Below are 23387 nucleotides of genomic sequence, written 5' to 3' on the forward strand. Positions count from 1 at the left end.
TTGAGGGGGAGCTGCGCAGCGAAACCAGATATAGGGCGCGCTATCGCCACGTAAATTACGCACCTTTTTGTAACCATGAGGCCCCGATGAAAGATCTGGTTTCGCGCTGTCCGATCGAAGAAGTGATGCAGGTGCTGAGCGGCCGCTGGCCGACCTTGCTCATCTATTATCTCAGCGACGGGACGAAGCGCTTCGGCGACCTGCGCCGCGACAATCCGACGATCTCGCACAAGATGCTGACGCTCGAACTGCGCAAGCTCGAGGATGCGGGGATCGTCCAGCGCACCGAATTCGAAGGCTATCCCCGGCGGGTCGAATATGACCTGACCCCCGACGGCGAACGGCTCGTGCCGCTGATCGACGCGCTCGGCGATTGGTGGGATGCCGTGGCCGGCGGTGCTGATGCCGACGCAGCTATCGTTGCTGCGACCAACGGTTGAAACCGCTCCGCAGCGGCATCACTTCGCTTTTTGCGGGTGAAAAGTCTCGCCGCGCTTCAACATCGCGACCATGTCGGCGATCTTCTTTTTCCGCCCGGTCTCGGTCTTGATCGTACCCAGACGAAAGATCAGCGCGAAGCGGTTCTGCGCGGTGAGCTTTTCCAGCATCGCCTTGGCCTCGGGTTCGGCATCGATCGCCGCCTGCAAATCGTCCGGAATTTCCGATCCCTTGACGCGGTAGGCGCGATCCCAGCGGCCATCGGCCTTCGCGGCCTCGACCTGTTTCAGCCCATGCTCGGTCATCCGGCCCTCGGCGGTCAGGCGCGCGACATTGTCGATATTGATCTGGCTCCAGACGCTTTTCGGCCCACGCGGCGTATAGCGTTGCAGGAAGCTTTTTTCGTCGAAGGATTTGCGGATCGCGTCGATCCATCCCCAGCACAGCGCCGCGTGGATCGCCTGTTCGGGCGTGATCGACGCGAGGCCCGATTTGACCTTGTGGACCTTGATCCACACCTCGCGCTCGGTGGTGTGATGCGCGGCCAGCCAGTCATGGAAACCGTCCATGTCGACGAATTCGTGAACCTTGTTGGGATCTACCTCGACGGCGGCCATGACCCTGCCCCATTCATAAATTCACTCCGCCATAAGAAATTGAAAATTAAAGATAGTCAAAGCCATTCGATTGCGTTCGAGTCTCGCGCTATGATCGGGGCTCTAGCCCCAGACCGCTCGCCGATAAATACCGCCCGTCGATTAAAGCGCGCGCCCACTATTACCTTGCTCCGTCCGCTTCGCGCCCGGTCTCAGACACTCACCGCGACGACGGCTTCGATCTCCACCAGCGCATTGAAGTGCAGCGGACCGGAGGGAACGATCGATCGGGCGGGGCGGTGCGCGCCAAAAAACGCCGCATAGGCCCGGTTGACTTCGCCCCAATGCGCGACGTCGGTCACATAGACGGTGCAGCGGACAATGTCGTCCGGCGAAGCGCCAACCACACCGACAATCGCCGCAATGTTCCCGAGCGCAAAGTTGACCTGCTCGCCGACCGAACGGCTTTCGGGATCGGGTGTTTCGCCGGTCACGCCGAGCTGGCCCGAAACATAAAGCGTGTCGCGGTGCAACATGGCCTGGGCATAATGCCCGCCGGGGGGCGGCGCCGCCGCGCAGCGTATCTCTGTCATTTTCTGAACCTTCATCTCGATCTCCGAAAGTCCCTCACCATCCGCCGGTCCGCGGCCATTCTTCGGTCAGCACCCCTTCGCGCATCACGTCGTAGGAGGTGTAGGCGGCACAGGTCAGACAGGCGTGATTGGGCAGGATACGGACGACGCTGCCGATCGGCAGGCGTTCGAACCAGCTTTCGTCGGGCACGGGCACGCCGCCATGTTCCTGATGCACGGTCACGACCGTCAGCGATTCCAGCGGCTCGAGCGTGGCGGCATCGCAGACCAGCCCATATCCGGCGTTCGGCATGAAGCGGTTGGCCCCGACATCCTTCGACAGCGCGAGCGCGCCGGCATCGAGGATCAGGCTGGGGCCGGCGCCGCGGCGCTGGTGGCCGATCACCGTCGCCAGCACCGAGACAGCAATATCCTCTTGCGCGCAGACGCCCCGCGACAATTGGGCAAGGTCGCAGAACAGGTAGATGCCCGCCCGCACTTCGGTCACGCCGCGCAATTGTTCGGCGAAAACCACCGTCGGGGTCGAGCCGACGCTGACGATGGGGCAGGTGTAACCGCGCGCGCGGAGCAATTCCGCCGATGCGACCGCCGCATGCCGCTCGACTTCGGCGAGCGCCCTGATCGGCGCGGGGTCGTCGAACGCGTAGCTATGCCCCGCGTGGGTCATCACGCCCATCAATTCGAGTTGCGGCGAACAGGCCGCAATTACCCCCGCGATCGCGACAAGCTCTTCCGACGCCGGTTCGGTTCCGCTGCGGTGTTCGCCGCAATCGACCTCGATGAGGACGCCAAAGCGCGCGCCGAGCACCGCCGCGGCTTCGCCCATCGCAGTGGCGGCCTCCCCGTCGTCGACGACAAGCAACAGTCGCACGCCATGCTCGCGCTGGATATGATGGACGCGCTCCAGTTTCGCGGGCGCGATCGCGGTCGTGTAGAGGATGTCGCGCCAGCCCGCCGCGGCGAAATATTCGGCTTCAGCCAGCGTCGAGACCGTGATCGGCCCTTGCTCGCCGTTCGCCGCTATCCGCGCGACGTCGGCCGACTTGGCCGTCTTCAGATGCGGGCGCAGCGTGACGCCCAGCGCGTCGCAGCGGGCGCGCATGCGCGCGGCGTTGCGCTCCAGTCGGTCGGCGTCGAGAATCAGGCGCGGGGTGTTCAATCCCGCGAACATCGTGGCCGCGCTCATCGGACCAACTCGCGCAGCGGATCGAGCGTATCGGCAATCAGGAACGGCCGCGCCGCGTCGGCGACAAAGGGCAGGCGGGCGCGGTTGTGCCAGAAAACCGGCATGCCGACGCCCGCCGCGCCGGGAATGTCCGCGGGCGAGCCCGCCACGAAAAGCGTCCGCGCCGGATCGGTGCCGAGCCGGTCCAGCACGGCGCGGTAGGATTCGGGTCGCGGTTTGTAATAGCCCGTTTCTTCGGATGTCAGGACAACGGAAAAAGTCACGCCGACCCGTTCCGCAGCCTGCCGCCCCAAAGCTGTCGAACAGTTCGTGATGACGCCGAGCGCGATGCCGCGCGCGCTGAGATCGGCAAGCAGCGGCGGCGCCTCCGGCCAGGGCTGGAGCGTGTTCCAGCCCGCGGTCAGCGCATCGGGTGCCGAGACCGCCACGCCCGCCTTGGCGGCCGCCTCGCGGACGAGATCCTCATAGGGGCGGTAAGCGCCGCAACCATAGGTCAGCTCGAGATAGGCGCGGCGCCAGCGCAGCCCGTCGCTCGCCGACCCGGCCGCCCGGTTCCAGACCGACCAGGAATCGAGAAGTGCGGTGAGAAGGTCGAAGACCACCGCTTCGACGGGAGCGAGCTGTTTCATTGATCGGGGTCCAAATTCAATAATGATGCCCGGAGCCTGCGGCTCCACAGGCTTCGGGTCGGGGATGCCGCCGGATGGCCCCGAGCGATTAGCAACGCGGCCGCCCGGCCGGCAAATGCCCGTTGCTGATGGTTTCATGCCGCCGCGTATGGACGTCGTTCGCATGCGCCATTCCCGTCTATGCCGTCGCCAGCTTCCAGAATGCTTCGGCCGACGGCGATTGCCGGCCGCGCGGCCGATACAGACGGACGTCGACCGGAATATCCCAGCGCGCATCGCCGGCCCGCACCAACGCACCGCGCTTCAGATCATCCGCGACGATGCTCAGCGGCAGCCAGGCGAGTCCCTTTCCATCCCTTGCCATCCGCGCGAGGATCAGCGTGTGCGACGTGAACACCGGCGTGAAATTCGCCCGCATCGCGCTGGCATCAAGCATCGCCGACACGATGCGATCCATCCCCGATTCCGCGCCATAGGCCAGCAGATGGACCGGATGATCGGCGTCATCGGCGAGCGCGTGCAGCGGCGCTCCATCACTTTCGCGCGGGGCGCTGACCGACACGAGCGCATCGGATTCGAGCGATATCGACTGGAAACCCGCCCCATCGAGAACCGACGGCGCGCCGGGATGGAAATAGCACAGACAAAAATGCGCCTTTCCGCTGAGCATCATCTGTTCGGACGTGCCCATATTGTCGGCGGTGAGCTGGATCGGGATCGCGGTATCGGTCATCGCCTGCAGCGTCGCGAGCCATTGCGGGAAGAAGTTCAGCGCCAGGGCGTGCGTGACCAGGATCTTGACCATCGACGCCGATGTGCCGGCAATCTCCTGCACCTCGCGCCGGCCATGTTCGATATCGCGCAGAACGGTCTCAGCGATGACGGCGAAGCGCTTGCCGGCGGGGGTCAGCACCATCTGGTGCGTGCTGCGGTCGACAAGCTCCACGCCGAGCCATTCTTCGAGCGCGCGAATGCGGCGGCTGAAAGCCGGCTGCGTCACGCAGCGCGTCGATGCCGCGCGCGAGAAGTTGCCCGCGTGTATCAAGGCACCGAAATCCTCAAGCCATGCCAGTTCCATCACTCATGCCCCTTCGGCCTCTTGGGAAGTTGTAGTGCGGGGAGGGCGCCTGGCTACCCCTCCTGATGTGCATGGATTGATCCATTTTGCGCATTGGAGCTTGCGCCCGCCGGTCGGCAGATTGTGTGCGCAGACAGGCTTGATTCAGGGGGCTTTGGGGATGGGTTTCGACATGTTGCGGCGCGAACCGCGCCTTCGGGGCGGTCGCGCAACGCTGTGGACCGCCGCGATGCTGGGCGCAGCGATCATGGTCGGTGCCCTGCCGGCGGTCGGCGCGGAGCCGGCGCCACGGGCATCGCTGGTGCCACGCGACGCGCTTTTTGCTTCGCCCACTTACTCCGAATTGCAGATCAGCCCCGACGGCAAGCAGCTGGCCTTTCTCCACCCGCTGAACGGCGTCCTCAACGTCTGGGTCGCGCCGCTCGACGATCCGAAGGCCGCGATGCCGGTCACCCGTTTCGATACACGGCCGCCCGACAGTTTCCAGTGGAGCCCCGACGGGCGGTATATATTGGTGCTGAAGGATGTCGGCGGCGAGGAGCATAGCCAGCTCTGGGTCGCGAACCTCGAAAAGCGCACGGTCGCCAATGTGACCGCCGATCCCGCGGTGCAGACAAAGATCGTGAAGCTTTCGAAGCGCCGTCCCGGCGAAATCCTGGTCGGCATGAACATTCGCGACCGCCGCTATCGCGACATTTACCGGATCGACCTCGCGACGGGGCAGCGTACCGAAATGCTCCGCAACGAGCGAAATTACATCGATGTCGTCGCCGATCCGGATTTCAACATCCGGCTGGGCGTCCGCGGCAATGTCGACGGCTCGTCGACATACTTCCGCCTGGACCCCGCCGGACCGAGCGAGTTCATGACGATCCCGCTGGCCTCGCTGCGCAATTCGAAAATCCTCGGGCTCGACGGTGCGGGCAAGCTGTTGATGTTCGACAGCCGGGCCAGCGACAAGGCGAACCTCGTCGCGGTCGATCTCGCCACGGGCAAGCAGACCCCGCTCGCCGCGTCGGGGCGCGCCGATATTGTCGATACGCTGTTCGACGAAGCCAGCGGCGCGCTGCTCGCGACGCGTGAGGACCCGCTCGTCAGCGAATGGACGGTGCGATCGGACGACGTGCGCGCCGAGTTCGCGGCGCTTCAAGCGGCGGCCGCGGGGCCGTTCAAGATCGTCGATCAGACCCCCGACAATGCGCGCTGGCTGCTCCTCGAAACCGTCCCGAACCGCCCCGACCGCTATAGCTGGTGGAACCGCAAGGACCGGACGCTAACTCCGCTCCTGTCGACGCGGCCCGACCTCGACAAGCAGGCGCTCGCGCGCCGGCTTCCCGTGACGATCGCGTCGCGCGACGGCCTGACCTTGCCAAGCTATCTGACGCTTCCGACCAACGCCAAGCTCGGCGCCGACGGGATGCCCGTCACCCCTGTTCCGATGGTGCTCCTCGTCCATGGCGGCCCCTGGCTCCGCGACGATCTGGCTTTCGATCCGCAGCACGCCTGGCTCGCCGACCGCGGCTATGCGGTGCTGTCGGTGAATTTCCGCGCGTCGGGGGGCTTCGGCAGCGACTTCATGGCGAAGGGCGACCGGAAATGGTCGGAAACGATGCACGACGACCTGCTCGACGGGGTGCAGTGGGCGATCGACAAGGGGGTGACCGCGAAGGACCGCATCGCGGTGATGGGGCTGTCCTATGGCGGATATTCGACGCTCGTGGCGTTGAGTTTCACGCCCGACACCTTCCAGTGCGGCGTCGACCTGGCGGGGCCGAGCAATCTGGTAAAGCAGGTCGCGGGGATGCCCGACTGGTGGACCTGGCAGCGGCCGCAGTTTGTCAATCGCGTGGGCGATCCGATGACAAAGGAGGGCGCGGCGGACCTGATGCGGCGCTCGCCGATCGCGCGCGTCGATGCGATTGCAAAGCCTTTGCTCGTCACCAACGGCGCCAACGACCCGCGCATCTTTCCCAGCCAGTCCGAAGAGATCGTCGATGCGCTGAAGGCGCGCGGCAAGCCGGTGACCTACGCTTTTTACCCCGACGAGGGTCATGTCTATGCGAAGGACGCGACGAACATCTCCTTCGCGGCAATCGCCGAGCATTTCCTGTCGAAATGTCTCGGCGGGCCTGCCGAGCCCTATGGCAACGATCTCGCCGGGTCGCAGGTCGATCTGAAGACCGGCGCCGCATTTGTCCCCGGGCTCGAGCGGGCGCTTGCGGATATGGGAAAGTGAGCGCCGGCTAAGGCTCGCCCAGATGTTTCGCAAAGCCTGCGTCGGGGGGCGGCCGCCGCCCGGCCGCTTCCGCCACGTCCATCCGCAGGAAGCCGTTCTGGACATAGCGGATGCCCGCCCAGCGTAGCGGTTCTATCTCCCAGTTCGGGGCTCGTTCGCGGATATAAGGCGCGTGCGGATCGGGCGCGCGGCCGGTGACTAGTCCCGCGAGCGCGCGGGCGCAGATCGCGCTCGTGATCACGCCGTGCCCCGTATAGCCATAGCTGCAGCCGATCCGGCGCACGGCATCGAAATGAACCGTGGGCAGCCAGTCGCGCGGAATGCCGAGATAGCCCGCCCATTGGTGCGTGAATTCGACACCTTCGAGCGAGGGCCACCATTCGGTCAGCCGATCGCGGATCCAGCTGAAATTCGCATTCTCGCGCAGCGCGGTCTCGCTCATGTCCGAGCCATAGCGATAGGGGGCGCCGCGACTGCCGAACAGGATGCGGCCGTCGGCGGTGCGGGTGAGGTAATTGGTCGTGTGGACATAGGAGCTGAGGCATTCGCCGCCGGCCCAGCCGACCGTCTCCCATTGTTCGGCGCTGAGCGGCGTGGTGAGCATGATCGTAGACGCCATCGGGATGAGCCGGCGGCGATAATCGGGCTGGTCGGTCATATATGCTTCGCCTGCGAGCAGAACCGCGCGCCGGGCGCGGATGGTTCCGCTCGAGGTCACAAGCGCGGGGTGCATGCCCGCGGTGGATTGCAGCACGTCGGTCCCCTCATAGATCCGCACACCGCGTCGTTCGAGCGCCCGCGCGAGCCCGCGCACGAGGCGGCCGGGATGGATCGTGCCGCCGGCGCGCAGGCGCAGGGCGCCATGGACCACAGTCGCATGCACCGCCGCCCGCGCCGTATCGGCATCGAGCAACTCACAGCCATCTTCCATGCCGAGCGCGGCATAAGCTTCGAAGGACTGGCGCAGCGACGGCAATTGCTCCGCGCTGCGTGCGAGCGTGACGACGCCCGCCGGATTGAAATGCGCGTCGATGCCTTCCTCTTCGCAGATGCGGCCGACTTCACTCACCATCGCCTGCTGCGCGAGCAGCATCGCCCGCGCCGTCGCGGGCCCGAAGCGGCGCGTGAGCGCGGCGGGGTTGATCGGAAAGCGCGGCGAGCACCAGCCGCCGTTGCGCCCCGACGCGCCAAAGCCGCAAAACTGCCGCTCGACGATCGCTATCGACAGGTCCGGATCGTTTTGCAGCAGATACCAGGCGGTCCACAGACCCGTGAAGCCGCCCCCCATGATCGCGACGTCGAAAGTTTCGTCGCCCGACAGGGGTGGACGCGGCGTCAGATCGTCGTTGCAGCTTGCGAGCCAATAGCTGCCGATGTCGGCGGGCGGGACGACGGCGGTCAATCGGGGCCCCGCCGCGCGCTAACGGGCCGGCGGCCGATATTCAAGCGTCACGGTCGATGCGGCGGTCTTGCGTATCCGCTCGGGCGAAAGCTCGATCTTCTTGAGCTCGTTGGTCTCGTGCATCATCGTCTGGTCGGCGAGATGCGGGTTTCCCTTGCCGTCGGGACCGATGAACAGGTTCTGGCCGCCCGCGTCGATCACCGAATAGAGCGCGCGCCGGTCGGCGCCGATTTCCATCAAGCCGACCCAGCTTTCGCCGCCATTGTGCGGCGCCATCGTCGGGCCGAGGCGCAGGACCGCCGACAGGCGATGTTCGGGATAATCCTCCGCCATTTGCGGACGGTCGGGCGTCTCGAGCGACGCGTCGAAATATTTCCAGTAAATCGGCTGCTTCCATTCGGCCATATCCTTGCCGGGAAAGCGCGGTTTGACCTCGGCGATCGTCGCCTTGATCGTGTCGATCATCATTGCGGTGCGGTCGCGCCCGTTGAAATAGTCGACGCCCAGCGGCGCGCCCGCTTTGTCGCCCTGAAAGGCGCGCAGCAGCAGGCTGGATTGATAGGTCAGGTAGCGATCGGTATCGATCGTCTTCCACCAGTCGCCCATATCGTCGCCGAACAGCGTTTTCGGTGCAGTCTGGAGCCACGTCCGGTAGAGCGTCAGTCCCGGATTGTCGTAGCGCTGATCGCCGTCACGGTCATGATACAGGCCGTTGAAGCTCAGCATCAGTTCGCCCGCGCGCTTCACCTCGGGGTCGTCGCTCGCCTCGATCGCGGCCCGGATATAGGGCGCGAAAAAGTCGGGCGCCGCCTGATTGCGGTCGACCGCGCCGAGCGCGTTGAAAATCTTGCCGTTGAACTCGCGCATGTCGAGCAAGGTCAGCGACTGGCCCGCCTTCGCGAGCCGGTCGCCGAGCCAGGTGCGGAAGGTCGCGCCAACGCGGGCATTGTCGCCCTCCTGCGACCAGCCCGTCGCCTTGCTGTTCCACGACATGAAATAGCCTTGGCGGGGATTGATCATATGCGGTTTTTCCGCGGGGGTCAGAAAGCCGGTCCACTCATATTCGCCGGTGCCGGGCGTCGGCAGCCGCGGATCGACCCCGGCCGCTTTCTTGGGGAGCGCACCGGCTTCGAAATAGGCGATCGTGCCATCTTCGCCGCCGTAGCAGGCACCGATATTCCAGCCGACGCGATCGACGCCCTTGGCCCTAAATTCGGCGAGGCTCTTTGCGCGGCCCATTTCGGCAAAGGCGACCCATGTGTCGAGTTCGCGGCCGTGGACGCCCATCTGCTGCGAATAGGCGGTGCCGTTTTCGACATCCCACGCGATCACCGGACCGTGGATCGTCCACGCGACTTCGTGCGTGAAGGGCGCGCCGTCCTTGACCTTGAAGGCTTCGGTGCGGTGCTCCATCGTCTTCCACGCGCCCTTGTACCAATATTCGTATGGGTTCTTGGGATTGAGCTTTTCGGCGAAGGTGGTGCCGGCTTCGCTGCTGCCCGACACGAGCAGCCAGCCGTGCTGCGCGCCGCGCCCCATCGTCGGGACACCCCAGCCGGTCGAGCCGAACCCTGCATTGTCGAAACCGCCGCCCTTCAGATGGATTTCGGGGCCGTCGGCGGTGGCCTCCAGCATCAGCACCTTTCCGCTAACCGATTTTTCGGGGCCGATGACCATGCAGCGGCTGGCGCCTTTCACCGGCTCGGTGGGCTTCGTCTGCGCCGCCGCCGACGCCACATTGCGATTGGGGGCCAGCTGCGCCGGAGCGAGGACGGGGGTGGGCATCGGCCGGGCTGGCGCGAGATCGTCGCCCGCCGGGATCGTCGTCGGGGAATCGGGGTCGGAAATCGGCACGACGTCGTTGAAAATCGCCCACGCCTTGTCCTGACCGTAGCGCGCCGTCATCGCCTTCAGAAATTCGAGGTTGCGGATTTCATAAGTGTCGCGCCCCAGCGGCGCGGCGGTGATGAGCGCCAGATATTCGGTGAGGCTCCAGCGCGTCGGCTTGATCCCCCAGCGGATGAATTCGAGCGGGGTCAGCCTCGCAGGGTCGGCATTCACTTCGTCGATACGCTTGTTGATGCCGTCGACCATCGCCTGGATCATCTTGCGATGCTCGGGCGCCAACGCCTTGTAACGCTGCATCAGCACCGCGTCGGAAAGCCTCCGGCCGCGCATCATCTTGTCGCCTTCGATCGCCGATTTCCCGACCAACTCGGCGCGGCGGCCCTGTGTATTGTGCCGCGCGAGTTCCATCGCGGCGAGGCGGTCGTGCGCGATCGCATAGCCCGCGCCGAACATCACCGCGTCGGACGTCTCCGCCTGCACATGCGGCACGCCGAAATCGTCGCGGTAGATGGCCACCTTTTCCTGTGCCTGTGTCGGTGCTGTCGCCGCAAGCAACAGCGCGGCGGAACCATGGAGCAGGGTGGCAGTCGAACGGCGCATCAAAATAATCTCCCCGGATTGTCTATTTTGGCAGGAATGCCTCGGCCAAGGCGACCCACAGCGCGGCGCCGGTCGGCGAAATGCTGTCGTCATAGGCATAGTGCGAATTGTGGAGCATCACCGACCCCGGCCCCTCGTCGCCGTTGCCGAGCAGCAGGAAGCAGCCGGGAACGACGTCGAGATAGCGCGCGAAATCCTCGCCCCCCATGCCGGGCGCGTCGAGATCGACGAAGCGGTCGGGGCCGACGATGCCGATCGCGATCTCGCGGACCTTCGTATAGAGGTCGGCCGGATTGTGCAGGGCGGGATAGCCGCGTTCATAGTGCAGCTCCGCCTTCGCCCCGAACGAGGCCGCGACACCGGTCACGATCTCGCGGAGCCGCTGTTCGGTCGCCTCCTGGCTCGCGCGCGACAGCGTGCGCACCGTGCCGCCCATGCGCGCCTCGTCGGCGATGATGTTGAACGCGGTGCCCGCCTCGACCTTGCAGATCGACACCACCGCGGCGTCCATCGGGTCGGTGCTGCGCGCGACGATGCTCTGCACCGCGACGATGATCTGCGCGGCGACGAGCACGGGGTCGACCGTCAGGTGCGGGCGCGCGGCGTGGCCGCCCTTGCCGGTGACGACGATCTCGAACTTGTCGGCGGCGGCGTACAGCGCGCCCGCGCGCCCCGCGAGCTTGCCCGCGGCGATGCCCGGGCGGTTGTGGATGCCGAAGATGGCGTCCATCGGGAAGCGATCGAACAATCCGTCGCGGATCATCGCGCTGGCGCCGCCATCGGGGTCGCCGCCGGGCCCCTGATAGCCGAGCGACTCCTCGGCGGGCTGAAAGATCAGGTGCACCGCGCCGTCGAAATTGCGCGTCGCGGCGAGATGCTTTGCCGCGCCAAGCAGCATCGTCGTGTGCCCGTCGTGGCCGCAGGCGTGCATCACGCCCGGGGTGCAGGATTTGTGGTCGGACTCGGCCAGCTCGGTCATCGGCAGTGCGTCGATGTCGGCGCGGATGCCGATCGCGCGGTTCGACCCGCCGGCGCGGATCGTCGCGACGATGCCGGTGCCGCCGATGCCGGTGTGGAACTCGTCGATGCCGAAGCTCTGGAGCAGGTCGAGGATGAAGCTCACCGTGCCTTGCTCGTGGAAGCCGAGTTCGGGATGCCGATGGATATGCCGGCGCCAGGCGGTCATGTCGGTTTCGAGCGATTTGAGGTCAACGGACATGGGGACGCACCTCCTGGCGCAGCGGCGAGGTCAGGCTAGGGGCGGCGCGCGGCCAGCCCCAATGCTTATTGGACATGGTTGCATGTTCGGCGGCGAATTTCATCATGGGCTCCCTCACGGCACGGCGTGCGCCGCGACCTGATAAAAGACCTGCGCGTGCGGGCCGAGCGGCAGATCGAAGACGACCCATGCGACGACCATCGTGATCCCCGTCGCCATGAAGCATAGGGCATAGGGCAGCATCAGCGCGAGCAGCGATCCGACCCCCATCGACTTGTCCCACCGCTGGCAAAAGACGAGGACGAGCGGGAAATAGCTCATCAGCGGGGTCATGATATTGGTATAGCTGTCGCCCATGCGATAGGCGGCGGTCGTCATTTCGGGGCTGATGCCAAGCAGCATGAACATCGGCACGACCACCGACGACAACACGCTCCACTTGGCGGTCGATGATCCGATGAACAGGTCCATCAAGGACGACAGCAGCAGCACACAGACGAGCAGCAGCGCCGGGGGCAGGTTCATGCCCTGCAATTTCTCCGCCCCGCCGATCGCGAGGATCGGGCCGATGCCCGACCAGTTGAACATCGCGACGAAATGCGCCGCGAAAAAGACGAAGACCAGATAGGGAGCGATCGTCTTCACGCCTTCGCGCATCATTGCGATCACGTCGTTCGAATTTTTGACCGTGCCGACGGCGCGCCCGAAGACGACGCCGGTGAGCAGGAACAGCAGGAACAGCGCCGCGATCATCGAGGCGTAGAGCGGCTGCAGGCGGATCGGGCCCTCGGCGTCCTGATCGATGAAGGGCGTATAGCCAGGCCACAGACAAAGCGCGGCGAACAGCGCGGTGACCAGCAGCGCGGCGATGCCGGCGTGGCGAAGCCCCCGCCGCTCATCGGCGCTAAGCTCGCCCTTTTCGAGATCGGCGCGAAGTTCTTCGTCGACCTCCTCGTTCCAGGTTCCGAGCCGCGGTTCGACCACCTTGTCGGTGATGAACCAGATGATCGGGGTGAAAAAGACGACGATGCCGAGGATGAAATACCAGTTACCGAGCGGGTTCATCGTCCAGCCGGGCTCGACGATACGCGCGGCTTCCTGTGTGAAGCCGAACAGCAGGACATCGAGCTGGCCGGGCATGATGTTGCCGGCATAGCCCCCCGACACGGCGGCGAGCGCTGCGGCAATTCCCGCGAGCGGATGGCGCCCGACCGATGCGAAGAGCACCGCCGCCATCGGGATCAGCACGACATAGGCGGCGTCGGCGGCGTGGTGCGACACCATGCCCACCACCGCGATGATCGGCGTCATGTAACGGCGCGGCGTACCCCGCAGCGAGCCGCGGATCAGCGCGAAGAACAGCCCCGACCGCTCGGCGACCGCGGCGCCCATCATGATCGTCAGGATGATGCCGAGCGGGGTGAAGCTGGCATAGGTGCGCGGCATCTCGGTGAACAGCCGCGCGATATTCTCGGCCGAGAACAGGCTCGACGCGCGATAGGTCAGGACGCCGCCCGCGAGTTCGGCGCCGGCGGGCGCCTCCTTGCCCGAATAGGGCAGCGATGCGCTCCACCCGAGCCCCGCGCCGACCGCCGACACGATCATCAATATGATGATCAGGTAGAGGAAGATGATCGTCGGGTCGGGCAGCAGATTGCCGACGCGCTCGACGACGCCGAGAAACCCCCTCTGACGGGCAGGGCGGATGGTTTCAGCACTCATAATTGCGCCTCCTGCCAGGCTGGATTCATATTGCTGTACTAAGACAATATGAGGCCCGCGCACGCGGCGCGAGCCTCACCTTGTCGGCCCGGAATCAGAAGTTCACTTCGAGCCCGAGACGGATAACCGGTCCGAACTGATCGAAGCCGCCCCCCGACGGATCGATGACCTGAACCGATTCCATCACCGGCAGCTTCTCGTTGAGAAGATTGGTAACACCAAATGAGAATTTGGCTTCCTGCTTCCCGTTCATCGGCAGCGTATAGGATGCCGAAATATCGTTGTAGAAGCGCGAACCCGTCCGGTCGGGCGACAAAAGCTCGCGGCTGATCCCCGGCGAGATGTCCGTCAGCGCCTGGCTCGACTGATAGCGGCCCTGCCAGCCGACCGTCAGGCCGCCGACAGAATAGTTCAGCCCGACGACGCCCTTATATTTGGGGTAACCGTAAAAACCCTCGAGCACGGTGTAGAGGTCGGGCCGCGCCTGGAAGGTGAAGGTCCGCAGGCGATGCAGATAGGTGAAGGCGAGGTTGGCCGAGATGCGACCCTCGCCCAGCGGGCGGGCGTAAAATACCTGCGTGTCGAGGCCTGAGGTCTGCAGCTTCGACGTGTTGACATAGGTGCTTCTACCGCCGGTGATGCTGAAGAAGTTCGCGCCGGGGGTCGTGTCGCGGGTGATCAGCGCACACAGGTCCGGATCGGGGCCGCCGGCGCGGTCGACGCAATTTTCGGCGATCGCTTGCGGGCTGAGGAAGCTGATCGCGTCCTCGATCTTGATGTCGAACCAGTCGGCCGAAATCTGGAGGCCGGGCAGGAAATTCGGTGTCAGCACGAAGCCGGCCGTCCAGCTGTCCGAAACTTCGGGGCGAAGATCCTGATTGCCCGACACGATGAAGGGAACGCCGATCCCGCCGCTGACGGGCACGAAGCCCGCCGGACGGCCCAGCGCGGCGCAGTTGGCGGCACGATTGGGGTTTTGACCGAGGTTGTTTTGCGAACAGGGGTCGTTGACGTTGGTCGTCTGACCCTCGCTCGGCCGGAAGGCTTCGAAGATGTTCGGCGCGCGAATGGCGCGGCTCAACGTCGCGCGCAGACGGAATCCGTCGACCGGCTCCCAGATCGCACCCGCTTTCCACGAGGTCGCCTGTCCCGCATGGCTATAATCGGCGTGACGCACCGCGCCTTCGACCGACAACAGCTTGGCAAAGGGCATGTCGGTCAAGAGGGGTATGCTGAGTTCGCCGAACAGTTCGGTAACATGATAGCCACCCTCATAATCCTGCGACGACGCCTGATTGGTCACGCCGGCCTTGATCAGCGGATCGGTGGTCCGGCCGTTGCGTTCCTTCCGATACTCCGCGCCGAGGGCGATGCCGATCGACCCGCCGCCCGGCATGGTCAGGAACTTGCTCGAATCCCCGGAGAGCGAGAAGCCCGCCGTCGTCTGGCGGACGAAGGCGTTGGACACCGTTGTTGTGCTGACGAAGTCGCGTGCTTCCTGCGAGCTGGCGGTCGAACCGAACGGATTGAAGGGCACGCAGGGGCCGCTGCCGACGATGGCGGGCCGGACATAGCCGACGGGTTGAAGCGAGGGGACGTCCATGCGGCAGCGGATCTGCCCCGAACCGGGATCGACGACGGCGTCGAGCGCCGCGCGCAGATTGGGCAGGAGCATGCGGTTGTAGCCGATGAACTTCGCCTTGGTGCGGCCGTAGGTGCCATAGATGTCGTAGCGGAGATCGGAGAAGCCGGTCTCGAACTCGCCCTTGAGGCCGCCGACGAACGACAGGCTGTTGCGATCGACCTGGCTAAAGCGCAGCCCGACATCGGTGTAGAGGCGATCGAGAGCCAGCGTCGTCGCGCCGGCCGCCAGCAATTGCTGGCGGAAGGGCTCGTTGAGGAATGCATTCTGCGCGATGTTGATCGGCTGTGCCGCGCGGAGCACGGGCTGCCCGCGTCCATAGCTCGACGTGTTGTTATAGTCGGCGCCGAAATAGGCCCGCACATTGTCGCTGAAGTCGAAATGGGTGCTGAGGTTGAGGTTGTAGCGCTCGATGTCGGGAACGATCGAAATCGAATCGTCGAAGCGGAAGCAGGCCGGTCCGCAATTGTCGAATTTCCCGAACAGGCTGCCGTCGGTGAAAAGCGGCGTCGGCGCACGGCGCGGTGTGCCGTCATCGTTGAAGACGAACGCACCGAGGCCGCCCGTGTCGCCGCGCAGGCCCACCGCGCCGTAACCCGAATATTGAAAGGCTTCGCCGCCGGGAACGATGATCAGATCGGGAATGCCGTCGTTCGGCCCGGTATCGGCCGGATTGATCATCGCGACATTGTTTCGCATGTCGGCCTGGCGCGGGGTGATTTCCTTCACCTTCGTATAGTCGGCTGCGACGGTGATGTTGCCGCGACCCTGGGCGAAATTCTTCCCCGCGACGATGCTTCCGCCATAGGTGAAGCCTTCGGGGCCGCGCGCCGGCTGCGATCCGCTGAACGACAGGCGAACGCCGTCGAAATCGTCCTTGGTGATGATGTTCACGACGCCCGAGACCGCGTCCGAGCCATAGATGGCCGACGCGCCGCCGGTGATGATTTCGACGCGTTCGATCAGATTGGGATTGATCGAATTGAGGTCGAGCGCCGCGCTGTCGGTGGCGCCGGCGACGCGGCGCTTGCCGTTGACGAGCACGAGCGTGCGGTTTGACCCGAGGCTGCGCAGATCGACGACGGCGAGGCCGCCGCTATTCTCGCCGCGCGAGCCCGAGGCACCGCTCTGCTGGCTCTGCTGCATGCTGCCCGAAAAGCCGATCGCGGGTTGCTGGGCAAGGGCGCGGCCGATGTCGAACTGTGCGTTGTTCGCGCCGAGCGTTTCGGAACTCACCACGCCGACCGGGGTCGGCAAGTCGAGGACGGGGCGACCGATGCGCGACCCGGTCACGACGATGTCGCTGGCGCCCTCCGTCGCCGCACTGTCGTCCGGCGCGGGTGCCGGTGTGTCCTGTGCGTGTGCGGTGCCCGCCACGCCTGTCAGCCCCGCAAAAAGGGAAATCGCGAGAAGCGATGTGGAAATCTTGAACTTGCTGCTCTCCGCCGTTGCCGGTCCCTGGATCATTTTTTTTCTCCGCCCTGAACCCTGCCAAAGCCGTCCGTTCGTCGGTTAGTGCATGGGCCCATTCTGTCTATGGACATGCGGCCATCGATCCCAATGCCGGTTCGACATAGAATCATTCGTGCGGTGCGAGGGGCGCCTGCGCAGTTTTATTACGCCGTCGGCGATCTAGCTGGCCTCGGCCTTCAACCGGTTCTTCAGCATCGTCCAGAAAGCCTCGACGCTCGGGCTGCGCCGCGCGATCGGTTTATAGATGCGGATCTCGATCGGAACGTGCCAGCGCGCATCGCCCGCGGCGACAAGGCGGCCGCTCTCAAGGTCGGCGGCGGCGACGCTGAGCGGCGCCCAGCACACGCCGCGCCCGTCGCGCGCCATCGACAGCAGCGCGGTCGCCATATGCGAACGAAACACGGTGCGGAGCGATGCCGAACCCGCCGAAATCACCTGCGCGGCCTGCAGAATGCGGCCCATGCCCGATTTTTCCTCGAACTCCAGATAGGGGAGCGGCTGGTCGCCGCTGCCCGGCAGGACGTGCGTGGGTGCCCCGTTGCCAAGCGGCGCGGTGACCGGCATCAGCACATCCTCGCCGAGCGCGAGCGAGGTGAAGCCCGCCGGGTCGAGGCGATGCTGCGCCGCCGTATGATGGTGGCACAGGAGGAAATCGGCCTTGCCTTCGAGCATGAAGCGTTCGCACGCGGCCATATTGTCGGCGATCAGCGTGATCGTCCCGGCCTCCTGTCCGCCGTGGAGGCTGCGGAGCCATGCGGGGAAAAAGGTTGTCGACAGCGCGTGCGTCGAGGCGAAACGGATTTCATTGCTCAGCGTGCCGCCGATTTCGCGGACATGGTCGCGGCCCAGCGTCAGGCGCCGCATGATCTCTTCAGCGAGGACGCGAAACGCCTGTCCCGCTTCGGTCAGCGCGATGCGGTGCGTGTCGCGATCGACCAGCGTCGCGCCAACCCAGTCCTCGAGCGCACGGATGCGGCGGCTGAACGCCGGCTGGGTCAGGTTGCGCGCTTCGGCTGCGCGGGAAAAATTGCCTTCATCAGCGAGCTTGATGAAGTCCTCGAGCCACATGATATCCATTTGAATCCACTCGTCGCATCAATTGATACTGTCCCGGCATTGGCTTCGTCCGAACCGCTGACGGTAATCCCGGCCCGCGAAACCGCAGGAAGGGTAGAAGAATGTCGGCGCCAAAAACGCTTTATGACAAGATCGTCGACGAACACCGCATATTATCTTTCGACGAATCCGGCGAAGCTGGCGAACGATTATTGCTCTATGTCGATAGAACGGTGCTCAATGAATATACAAGCCCCCAGGCATTCAGCGGCCTTCGCGCCGCGGGGCGGGCGCCTTGGCGGCCCGCTGCATCGCTGGGGGTCGTCGATCATGTCAATTCGACCAACCCCGACCGCGAGGCGGGCGAACTCGACGACGGCGCGCGGCGACAGATCGAATATCTGGGCGAGAATGGCCGCGATTTCGGCATCGAAATCTTCGATCTCTTCGATCCGCGGCAGGGGATCGAGCATGTCGTGATGCCCGAGCTCGGTCTGGTGCTGCCGGGCATGGTCATCGCCGCCGGCGATAGCCATTCGACGACCTATGGCGCGTTCGGCGTGGTGGGCTTCGGCATCGGCACCTCGGATATCGAGCATCTGCTGGCGACGCAGACGCTCGTCTATCGCCGCCTCCGGACGATGCACATCACGATCGACGGGACGCTGGCGCTCGGTATCACCGCGAAGGACCTGATCATGGAGGTGATCCGCCGGATCGGCGCCGATGGCGCGGCGGGGCATGCTGTCGAATTTGCGGGCGAAGCGATTGCAGCGCTCGGGGTCGAGGCGCGCATGACGATCTGCAACATGGCGGTCGAATGCGGCGCGCGCGTTGCGCTGATGGCGCCCGACGACAAGGTCGTCGAATATATCGCGGGGTGCCCGCGCGCGCCGTCGGCGGGCCTGCTCGCCCAGGCGCGCGCCGAATGGCAGACGCTGCGCAGCGACCCCGGCGCGCGGTTCGACAGGGAGATCGCACTCGATGCCGGCGACATTCCGCCGATGGTGAGCTGGGGGACCAGTCCCGACCAGTCGCTCGCGATCACGGGCATCGTCCCCGATCCCGATGACCTCCCCGCCGAACGCCGCGCCGATGCGATCCGCGCGATGGCCTATATGGGCCTCGCGCCGCACACCCCGCTGCAGGATATCGCGATCGATCGTGCCTTCATCGGTTCGTGCACCAACGCGCGCCTCACCGATCTGCGCGATGCGGCACGGATATTGAAGGGACGCAAGGTTGCACCCGGCGTTCGCGCGATGATTTCGCCGGGCAGCAGTGGCGTCCGCCGCGCCGCCGAAGAAGAGGGGATCGACCGCATCTTCATCGAAGCCGGGTTCGAGTGGCGCCGTTCGGGCTGCTCGCTCTGCCTCGCGATGAACGACGACAGCCTCGCGCCGGGCGAACGCTGCGCGTCGAGCACCAACCGGAATTTCGAGGGCCGGCAGGGGATCGGCGGCCGCACGCACCTGATGAGCCCGGCGATGGTCGCGGCGGCGGCGGTTACCGGAAGGCTCGCCGATGTGCGAGACCTCGCGGCGGAGGAGCTTGACTGATGGAGCGTTTTATCCGCCTGTCGGGCCGCGCCGCCGCGATGCCCGCCGCCAATATCGACACCGACGTCATCATGCCCAAGGCGTTTCTGAAAGGCATCGACCGCTCGGGGCTCGCCGCCGGCCTTTTTCACGACCTTCGCTTCGATGAAAACGGTGCGGTGCGGGACGATTTCATCCTCAACCGCGCGGACATGGCGGAGACGCGCTTCCTGCTCGTCGGGCCCAATTTCGGCTGTGGTTCTTCGCGCGAACATGCTGTGTGGGGGATGCTCCAATATGGCATCCGCGGCATCATCGGCTCCTCCTATGGCGCGATCTTCGCCGACAATGCCGCGAACAACGGCCTGCTGCTTCTGTCGCTGCCGCTCGAACAGGTCGCGGCGCTGATGGCGGAACTGGGCGACGGGGCAGGCGAGATGACGGTCGACCTCGATGCGCAGCGCATCGCGATGGGCGGCTATGCGGCGGATTTCGATATTGACCCCGCCGCGCGGCGCGCGCTGATGCTCGGGCTCGACCGGATCGGCGAGACGCTGACGCACGCCGACCGCATCCGCGCGTTCGAGAAAGCCTATCTCGGCCGCAAGCCCTGGCTTATGGGTGCCGAGCGATGAGCAATAGTCCCGAATATCCCGAACTCATGCCGGGGTTCCATTGGCAGGACGTCGATGCGGACGGCGTGCGCATCCGTGCCGCAGTCGGCGGTTCGGGGCCCCCGCTGCTGCTGCTCCACGGCCACCCGCAGACGCATCTGACCTGGCATAAGGTTGTGCCCGAGCTTGCGAAACGCTTCACCGTCGTGGCGGCCGATCTGCGCGGCTATGGCGACAGCGAAAAACTGCCGGGCGATCCCACGCACGCGAATTATTCGAAGCGCGCGATGGCGGCCGATCAGGTCGCGGTGATGGCCATGTTGGGCTTCGACCGCTTCGATGTCGTCGCGCATGATCGCGGCGCGCGCGTCGCACACCGCATGGCGCTCGACCACGCGGACCGCGTCGCGCGGCTCGTGCTGCTCGACATCGCGCCGACCGCGACGATGTATGCGCAGACGAACCGCGAATTCGCGACGCGCTATTTCTGGTGGTTCTTCCTCATCCAGCCTTTCGACCTGCCCGAACGGATGATCGCGGCCGACCCCGACCATTTCCTCGACCGTCATCTTGCCGGGCAGATCAAGGTCGAAGGCTCGCTCGATCCGCGCGTCGTCGCCGAATATCGCCGCTGCTATCGCGACCCCGCGACGCGCCATGCGATCTGCGAAGATTATCGCGCCGCGGCGAGCATCGATCTTGAACATGATGCCGCCGACGATGACCGCCGGATTGAGGCGCCCTTGCTGCTGCTTTGGGGCGAATATGGCACGGTGGGCACGCTCTTCGACGTCATGGAGAGCTGGCGTTCGAAGGCCCGCGAAGTGCGAGGGCGTGCGCTGCCGTGCGGTCACAGTCCGCAGGAAGAAACGCCCGAATTGTTGCTCGCCGAACTGGGCGCGTTTCTGACCTGAGCCCGGTACAGCGCTCAGCGCGCGGGAAGAATGGCCGCGCGGCATTCGCCAAAGCCGATCGGTACGAAACCGTCCGCCTGCGCGCTCGCGCGCATGATGATCTCGTCGCCATCCTCCAGGAAACCGCGCCGCTCGCCGCCTTGTATCTGGATGGGCTCCGACCCGCCGGTCGTCAGCTCGAGCAGGCTGCCAAACCCCTCGCGGTCGGGAGTCGATATCGTCCCCGTGCCGAGCAGGTCGCCGGGGTTCAGATTGCAGCCGTTCGAGGCGTGATGCGCGACGATCTGTGCGATCGTCCAGTACATGCTCGTCGCCGGGCCGCGGCTCAGGCGAAAGGGCTCGGCGCCCCCCGCACGCATGCCGGCGGTGAGAAGAAAAACCTCGAGCGTGACGCCGAGCGCGCCATGCGCCTGATCGTCGGCATCCCACAGATAGGGCAGCGGCGCGGGATCGCCCTCGGGACGCGGCGGCTGCGCGATACGAAAGGGTGCGAGCGCCTCGGTCGTGATCACCCAGGGTGCGATGGTCGAATGGAAATTCTTGGCGAGGAACGGCCCGAGCGGCTGATATTCCCATGCCTGGAAATCGCGCGCCGACCAGTCGTTGAACAGCGACAACCCCGCGATATGGCGCGCCGCGTCGCCGATCGGGATCGGTGCGCCCAGCGCATTGCCTTGGCCGATCCACACGCCGAGCTCGAGCTCATAGTCGAGCCGCTGCGTCGGTTCGAAAATCGGGGCGTCGGCCTCGGGAGGTTTGCGCTGTCCGCGCGGGCGGATGACGGGCTCGCCCGAAGGGCGCACCGACGAAGCGCGCCCGTGATAGCCGATCGGCACATATTTATAATTGGGGAGCAGCGGATTGTCGGGCCGGAACTGCCGCCCGACGTTGTTCGCGTGATGGATGCCGACATAAAAGTCGGTGTAGTCGCCGATCCGCGCGGGAAGATGCATGGTACAATTTGCTGCGTCATGCAGCATCGGCGCCAGTTCGGCCTCGCACATGGGATCCGACAGCATCGCGCTCAGTCGTTCGCGCAGCGCGCGACGATCGGCGGGCGCGAGCGCCATCAGCGCGTTGAGCGTGTCGCCGTCGCAGGCGAGAGCGGCGTGCCCGGGCAGCAGGCCAGCGGCCGCTGCGGCGCGAAGGTCGAGTATCGCGTCGCCGATCGCGACGCCGGCGCGCGGGTCGCCGTCCTCGGGCGTGAAAATCCCGTAGGGCAGGTTCTGGACCGGAAAGTCAGGGTGACCGTTCGCCGATGCGACCCAGCTCGTCCGCGCCGGATCGTGCGTCGCGTCGATGTGCGGGCGGGTCACGACTTGCCGTTCAGGGCTTCGAGGTGTGGCCGGAGCGCCTGCGCAAAAACCGGCACCGTGTCGGCGCGCAGGCCCGCGATATTGATGCGTCCGTTCCCGGCCATGTAGATGCCATGCTCATCGCGCAGCGCCGCGACGGCTTCGGGCGTCAGCGGCAGCATCGCGAACATGCCGCGCTGGTCCGCGATCGCCGCCAGACGCGGATGCGTTGCGGCGAGCGCCGCGCGGAGGCCGTTCAGGCGCGCGCGCATTGTGTCGAGCTCGTCCCGCCAGTCGGCACGCAGCGCGTCATTCTCGAGGATCGTCCGGACGATCGCGGCGCCATGATCGGGCGGCATCGACCAGAGGCTGCGCGCGAGCGAGAGCATATTGGTGCGGACGCGGTCGGCGATCGCGTTGGTCGCCGACAGGACCCACAGCGCGCCGACGCGTTCGCGATAGAGGCCGAAATTCTTGTCGCAGCTATAGGCGACCAGCGCGGTGGGCAGCGCTTCGAAGATCATCCGCGTCGCCGCCGCATCCTCGTCCAGCCCGTCGCCCAGCCCCTGATAGGCGAGGTCGATAAACGGGATCAGCCCGCGCGCCGCGCACAGATCGGCTACGGCGCGCCATTGCTCTGAGGTAAAGGCGCTTCCGGTCGGGTTATGACAACAGCCATGCAGCAACAGGATGTCGCCCGCCCGCGCCGCGGCAAGGTCGTCCATCATCGCGTCGAAATCGATGTGGCCCGACGCCGCGTCTTGGAAACGGTGGCTCCGCGTCGAAAGTCCCGCTTCGGCAAAGATGGGGGCATGGTTGGGCCATGTCGGGGTGCCGATCCAGACCTGCGCTTCGCGGCCCGCACGCGCGAGAAGCTCGGCGCCCAGGCGAAGCGCGCCGGTGCCGCCGGGCGTCTGAACGCCGTTCAATCGTTCGCCCGCCGTCCGGTCGCCGAAGACGATCTCCGCGAGCAGCGCGGTATAGGCGGCGTCGCCTTCGGCCCCGAGATAGGATTTGGTGACCTGCGTTTCGAGCAGCACTGCCTCCGCCGCCTTCACCGCGCGCATCACGGGTGTGTCACCCGCATCGTCGCGAAACACGCCGACACCGAGGTCAATTTTCTGCGGCCGATCATCCGCGCGGTACAGCGCGATGAGGCTCAGCAACGCGTCGGCGGGCTGCGCAGCCAGCGTATCGAACGGCAGGCTGGTCGAGATGGCGCGGGCGGGCGGGGTGTCGAGTTTCATGCGCGAGATATCGCAATAAATCGGCGAAAAATCTTCTCAAACTGGAGGAAATAGCATGTTT

18 protein-coding genes are annotated in these 23387 nt (G+C 65.5%); 5 read left to right on the plus strand and 13 right to left on the minus strand.

The genetic code is table 11. The features are described 5' to 3' along the window. Positions 1 to 86 precede the first annotated feature (86 nt). Positions 87 to 440 (plus strand): winged helix-turn-helix transcriptional regulator, encoded by a 354-nt coding sequence (locus ACTJI5_RS19205; RefSeq protein ID WP_440861431.1) that lies wholly within the window; start codon positions 87 to 89, stop codon positions 438 to 440. Between the two features lie 18 nt (positions 441 to 458). Here ACTJI5_RS19205 and ACTJI5_RS19210 read toward each other — a convergent pair whose 3' ends face one another. The 5 genes from ACTJI5_RS19210 to ACTJI5_RS19230 all read right to left on the minus strand — a co-directional run bounded on the left by ACTJI5_RS19210 (position 459) and on the right by ACTJI5_RS19230 (position 4520). Continuing rightward, positions 459 to 1055, minus strand: coding sequence for a YdeI/OmpD-associated family protein (locus ACTJI5_RS19210; protein WP_440861432.1), 597 nt, complete (start codon positions 1053 to 1055; stop codon positions 459 to 461). A gap of 191 nt (positions 1056 to 1246) precedes the next feature. Continuing rightward, positions 1247 to 1627 (minus strand): RidA family protein, encoded by a 381-nt coding sequence (locus ACTJI5_RS19215; RefSeq protein ID WP_058536984.1) that lies wholly within the window; start codon positions 1625 to 1627, stop codon positions 1247 to 1249. 34 nt (positions 1628 to 1661) lie between these two features. Next, positions 1662 to 2813 (minus strand): alanine racemase, encoded by a 1152-nt coding sequence (locus tag ACTJI5_RS19220; protein WP_440861433.1) that lies wholly within the window; start codon positions 2811 to 2813, stop codon positions 1662 to 1664. After that, positions 2810 to 3442: an HAD family hydrolase gene (locus tag ACTJI5_RS19225; RefSeq protein ID WP_058536668.1), complete on the minus strand. Its 633-nt coding sequence runs from the start codon at positions 3440 to 3442 to the stop codon at positions 2810 to 2812. The genes ACTJI5_RS19220 and ACTJI5_RS19225 overlap by 4 nt, the downstream gene beginning before the upstream one ends. Before the next feature lie 178 nt (positions 3443 to 3620). Next, complete coding sequence (locus ACTJI5_RS19230; protein WP_440861434.1) at positions 3621 to 4520, minus strand: LysR family transcriptional regulator; 900 nt, start codon at positions 4518 to 4520, stop codon at positions 3621 to 3623. 160 nt (positions 4521 to 4680) lie between these two features. On the opposite strand from ACTJI5_RS19230, the gene ACTJI5_RS19235 reads away from it, so the two are divergent. Further along, positions 4681 to 6756, plus strand: coding sequence for a S9 family peptidase (locus ACTJI5_RS19235; protein ID WP_440861435.1), 2076 nt, complete (start codon positions 4681 to 4683; stop codon positions 6754 to 6756). A gap of 7 nt (positions 6757 to 6763) precedes the next feature. Here the strand turns inward: ACTJI5_RS19235 and ACTJI5_RS19240 are convergent, their stop codons facing one another. The 6 genes from ACTJI5_RS19240 to ACTJI5_RS19265 all read right to left on the minus strand — a co-directional run bounded on the left by ACTJI5_RS19240 (position 6764) and on the right by ACTJI5_RS19265 (position 17739). Continuing rightward, on the minus strand, positions 6764 to 8158 hold the full coding sequence (locus ACTJI5_RS19240) for an NAD(P)/FAD-dependent oxidoreductase (protein ID WP_440861436.1): 1395 nt from the start codon (positions 8156 to 8158) through the stop codon (positions 6764 to 6766). An 18-nt stretch (positions 8159 to 8176) separates the two neighbouring features. Further along, positions 8177 to 10606 (minus strand): penicillin acylase family protein, encoded by a 2430-nt coding sequence (locus ACTJI5_RS19245; RefSeq protein ID WP_440861437.1) that lies wholly within the window; start codon positions 10604 to 10606, stop codon positions 8177 to 8179. Positions 10607 to 10628: 22 nt separating this feature from the next. Then, positions 10629 to 11825, minus strand: a complete 1197-nt coding sequence (locus tag ACTJI5_RS19250) for a M20 aminoacylase family protein (protein ID WP_440861438.1) — start codon at positions 11823 to 11825, stop codon at positions 10629 to 10631. Between the two features lie 114 nt (positions 11826 to 11939). Beyond that, the gene (locus tag ACTJI5_RS19255) at positions 11940 to 13547 is read right to left on the minus strand and encodes an AbgT family transporter (protein ID WP_440861439.1); all 1608 of its coding nucleotides are present in this window, start codon (positions 13545 to 13547) and stop codon (positions 11940 to 11942) included. A 94-nt stretch (positions 13548 to 13641) separates the two neighbouring features. Then, positions 13642 to 16656, minus strand: a complete 3015-nt coding sequence (locus ACTJI5_RS19260; RefSeq protein WP_440861440.1) for a TonB-dependent receptor domain-containing protein — start codon at positions 16654 to 16656, stop codon at positions 13642 to 13644. Positions 16657 to 16821: 165 nt separating this feature from the next. Beyond that, positions 16822 to 17739, minus strand: a complete 918-nt coding sequence (locus ACTJI5_RS19265; protein ID WP_310252003.1) for a LysR family transcriptional regulator — start codon at positions 17737 to 17739, stop codon at positions 16822 to 16824. 101 nt (positions 17740 to 17840) lie between these two features. Between ACTJI5_RS19265 and leuC the strand changes: the two genes are divergently transcribed. The 3 genes from leuC to ACTJI5_RS19280 are packed head-to-tail and all read left to right on the plus strand — an operon-like array spanning position 17841 to position 20784. After that, positions 17841 to 19277, plus strand: a complete 1437-nt coding sequence (gene leuC / locus ACTJI5_RS19270; protein ID WP_440861441.1) for a 3-isopropylmalate dehydratase large subunit — start codon at positions 17841 to 17843, stop codon at positions 19275 to 19277. Then, positions 19277 to 19891, plus strand: coding sequence for a 3-isopropylmalate dehydratase small subunit (gene leuD, locus ACTJI5_RS19275; RefSeq protein WP_440861442.1), 615 nt, complete (start codon positions 19277 to 19279; stop codon positions 19889 to 19891). Before leuC ends, leuD begins: the two co-directional genes overlap by 1 nt. Continuing rightward, positions 19888 to 20784 (plus strand): alpha/beta fold hydrolase, encoded by an 897-nt coding sequence (locus ACTJI5_RS19280; protein ID WP_440861443.1) that lies wholly within the window; start codon positions 19888 to 19890, stop codon positions 20782 to 20784. Before leuD ends, ACTJI5_RS19280 begins: the two co-directional genes overlap by 4 nt. A 14-nt stretch (positions 20785 to 20798) precedes the next feature. Here ACTJI5_RS19280 and fahA read toward each other — a convergent pair whose 3' ends face one another. Both fahA and ACTJI5_RS19290 read right to left on the minus strand, forming a co-directional pair. Further along, positions 20799 to 22100, minus strand: coding sequence for a fumarylacetoacetase (gene fahA, locus ACTJI5_RS19285; RefSeq protein WP_440861444.1), 1302 nt, complete (start codon positions 22098 to 22100; stop codon positions 20799 to 20801). Beyond that, positions 22097 to 23326: an amino acid aminotransferase gene (locus ACTJI5_RS19290; protein ID WP_440861445.1), complete on the minus strand. Its 1230-nt coding sequence runs from the start codon at positions 23324 to 23326 to the stop codon at positions 22097 to 22099. The genes fahA and ACTJI5_RS19290 overlap by 4 nt, the downstream gene beginning before the upstream one ends. Positions 23327 to 23387: the final 61 nt, after the last annotated feature.

This window comes from Sphingopyxis sp. 22461 (genome assembly GCF_052044915.1).
GTDB lineage: Bacteria > Pseudomonadota > Alphaproteobacteria > Sphingomonadales > Sphingomonadaceae > Sphingopyxis.

Coding starts and splice junctions, on each gene's coding strand:
- ACTJI5_RS19205 (WP_440861431.1), top strand. CDS start 87: ATGAAAGATCTGGTTTCGCGCTGTCCGATCGAAGAAGTGATGCAGGTG.
- ACTJI5_RS19210 (WP_440861432.1), bottom strand. CDS start 1,055: ATGGCCGCCGTCGAGGTAGATCCCAACAAGGTTCACGAATTCGTCGAC.
- ACTJI5_RS19215 (WP_058536984.1), bottom strand. CDS start 1,627: ATGACAGAGATACGCTGCGCGGCGGCGCCGCCCCCCGGCGGGCATTAT.
- ACTJI5_RS19220 (WP_440861433.1), bottom strand. CDS start 2,813: ATGAGCGCGGCCACGATGTTCGCGGGATTGAACACCCCGCGCCTGATT.
- ACTJI5_RS19225 (WP_058536668.1), bottom strand. CDS start 3,442: ATGAAACAGCTCGCTCCCGTCGAAGCGGTGGTCTTCGACCTTCTCACC.
- ACTJI5_RS19230 (WP_440861434.1), bottom strand. CDS start 4,520: ATGGAACTGGCATGGCTTGAGGATTTCGGTGCCTTGATACACGCGGGC.
- ACTJI5_RS19235 (WP_440861435.1), top strand. CDS start 4,681: ATGGGTTTCGACATGTTGCGGCGCGAACCGCGCCTTCGGGGCGGTCGC.
- ACTJI5_RS19245 (WP_440861437.1), bottom strand. CDS start 10,606: ATGCGCCGTTCGACTGCCACCCTGCTCCATGGTTCCGCCGCGCTGTTG.
- ACTJI5_RS19250 (WP_440861438.1), bottom strand. CDS start 11,825: ATGTCCGTTGACCTCAAATCGCTCGAAACCGACATGACCGCCTGGCGC.
- ACTJI5_RS19255 (WP_440861439.1), bottom strand. CDS start 13,547: ATGAGTGCTGAAACCATCCGCCCTGCCCGTCAGAGGGGGTTTCTCGGC.
- ACTJI5_RS19260 (WP_440861440.1), bottom strand. CDS start 16,656: ATGATCCAGGGACCGGCAACGGCGGAGAGCAGCAAGTTCAAGATTTCC.
- ACTJI5_RS19265 (WP_310252003.1), bottom strand. CDS start 17,739: ATGGATATCATGTGGCTCGAGGACTTCATCAAGCTCGCTGATGAAGGC.
- leuC (WP_440861441.1), top strand. CDS start 17,841: ATGTCGGCGCCAAAAACGCTTTATGACAAGATCGTCGACGAACACCGC.
- leuD (WP_440861442.1), top strand. CDS start 19,277: ATGGAGCGTTTTATCCGCCTGTCGGGCCGCGCCGCCGCGATGCCCGCC.
- ACTJI5_RS19280 (WP_440861443.1), top strand. CDS start 19,888: ATGAGCAATAGTCCCGAATATCCCGAACTCATGCCGGGGTTCCATTGG.
- ACTJI5_RS19290 (WP_440861445.1), bottom strand. CDS start 23,326: ATGAAACTCGACACCCCGCCCGCCCGCGCCATCTCGACCAGCCTGCCG.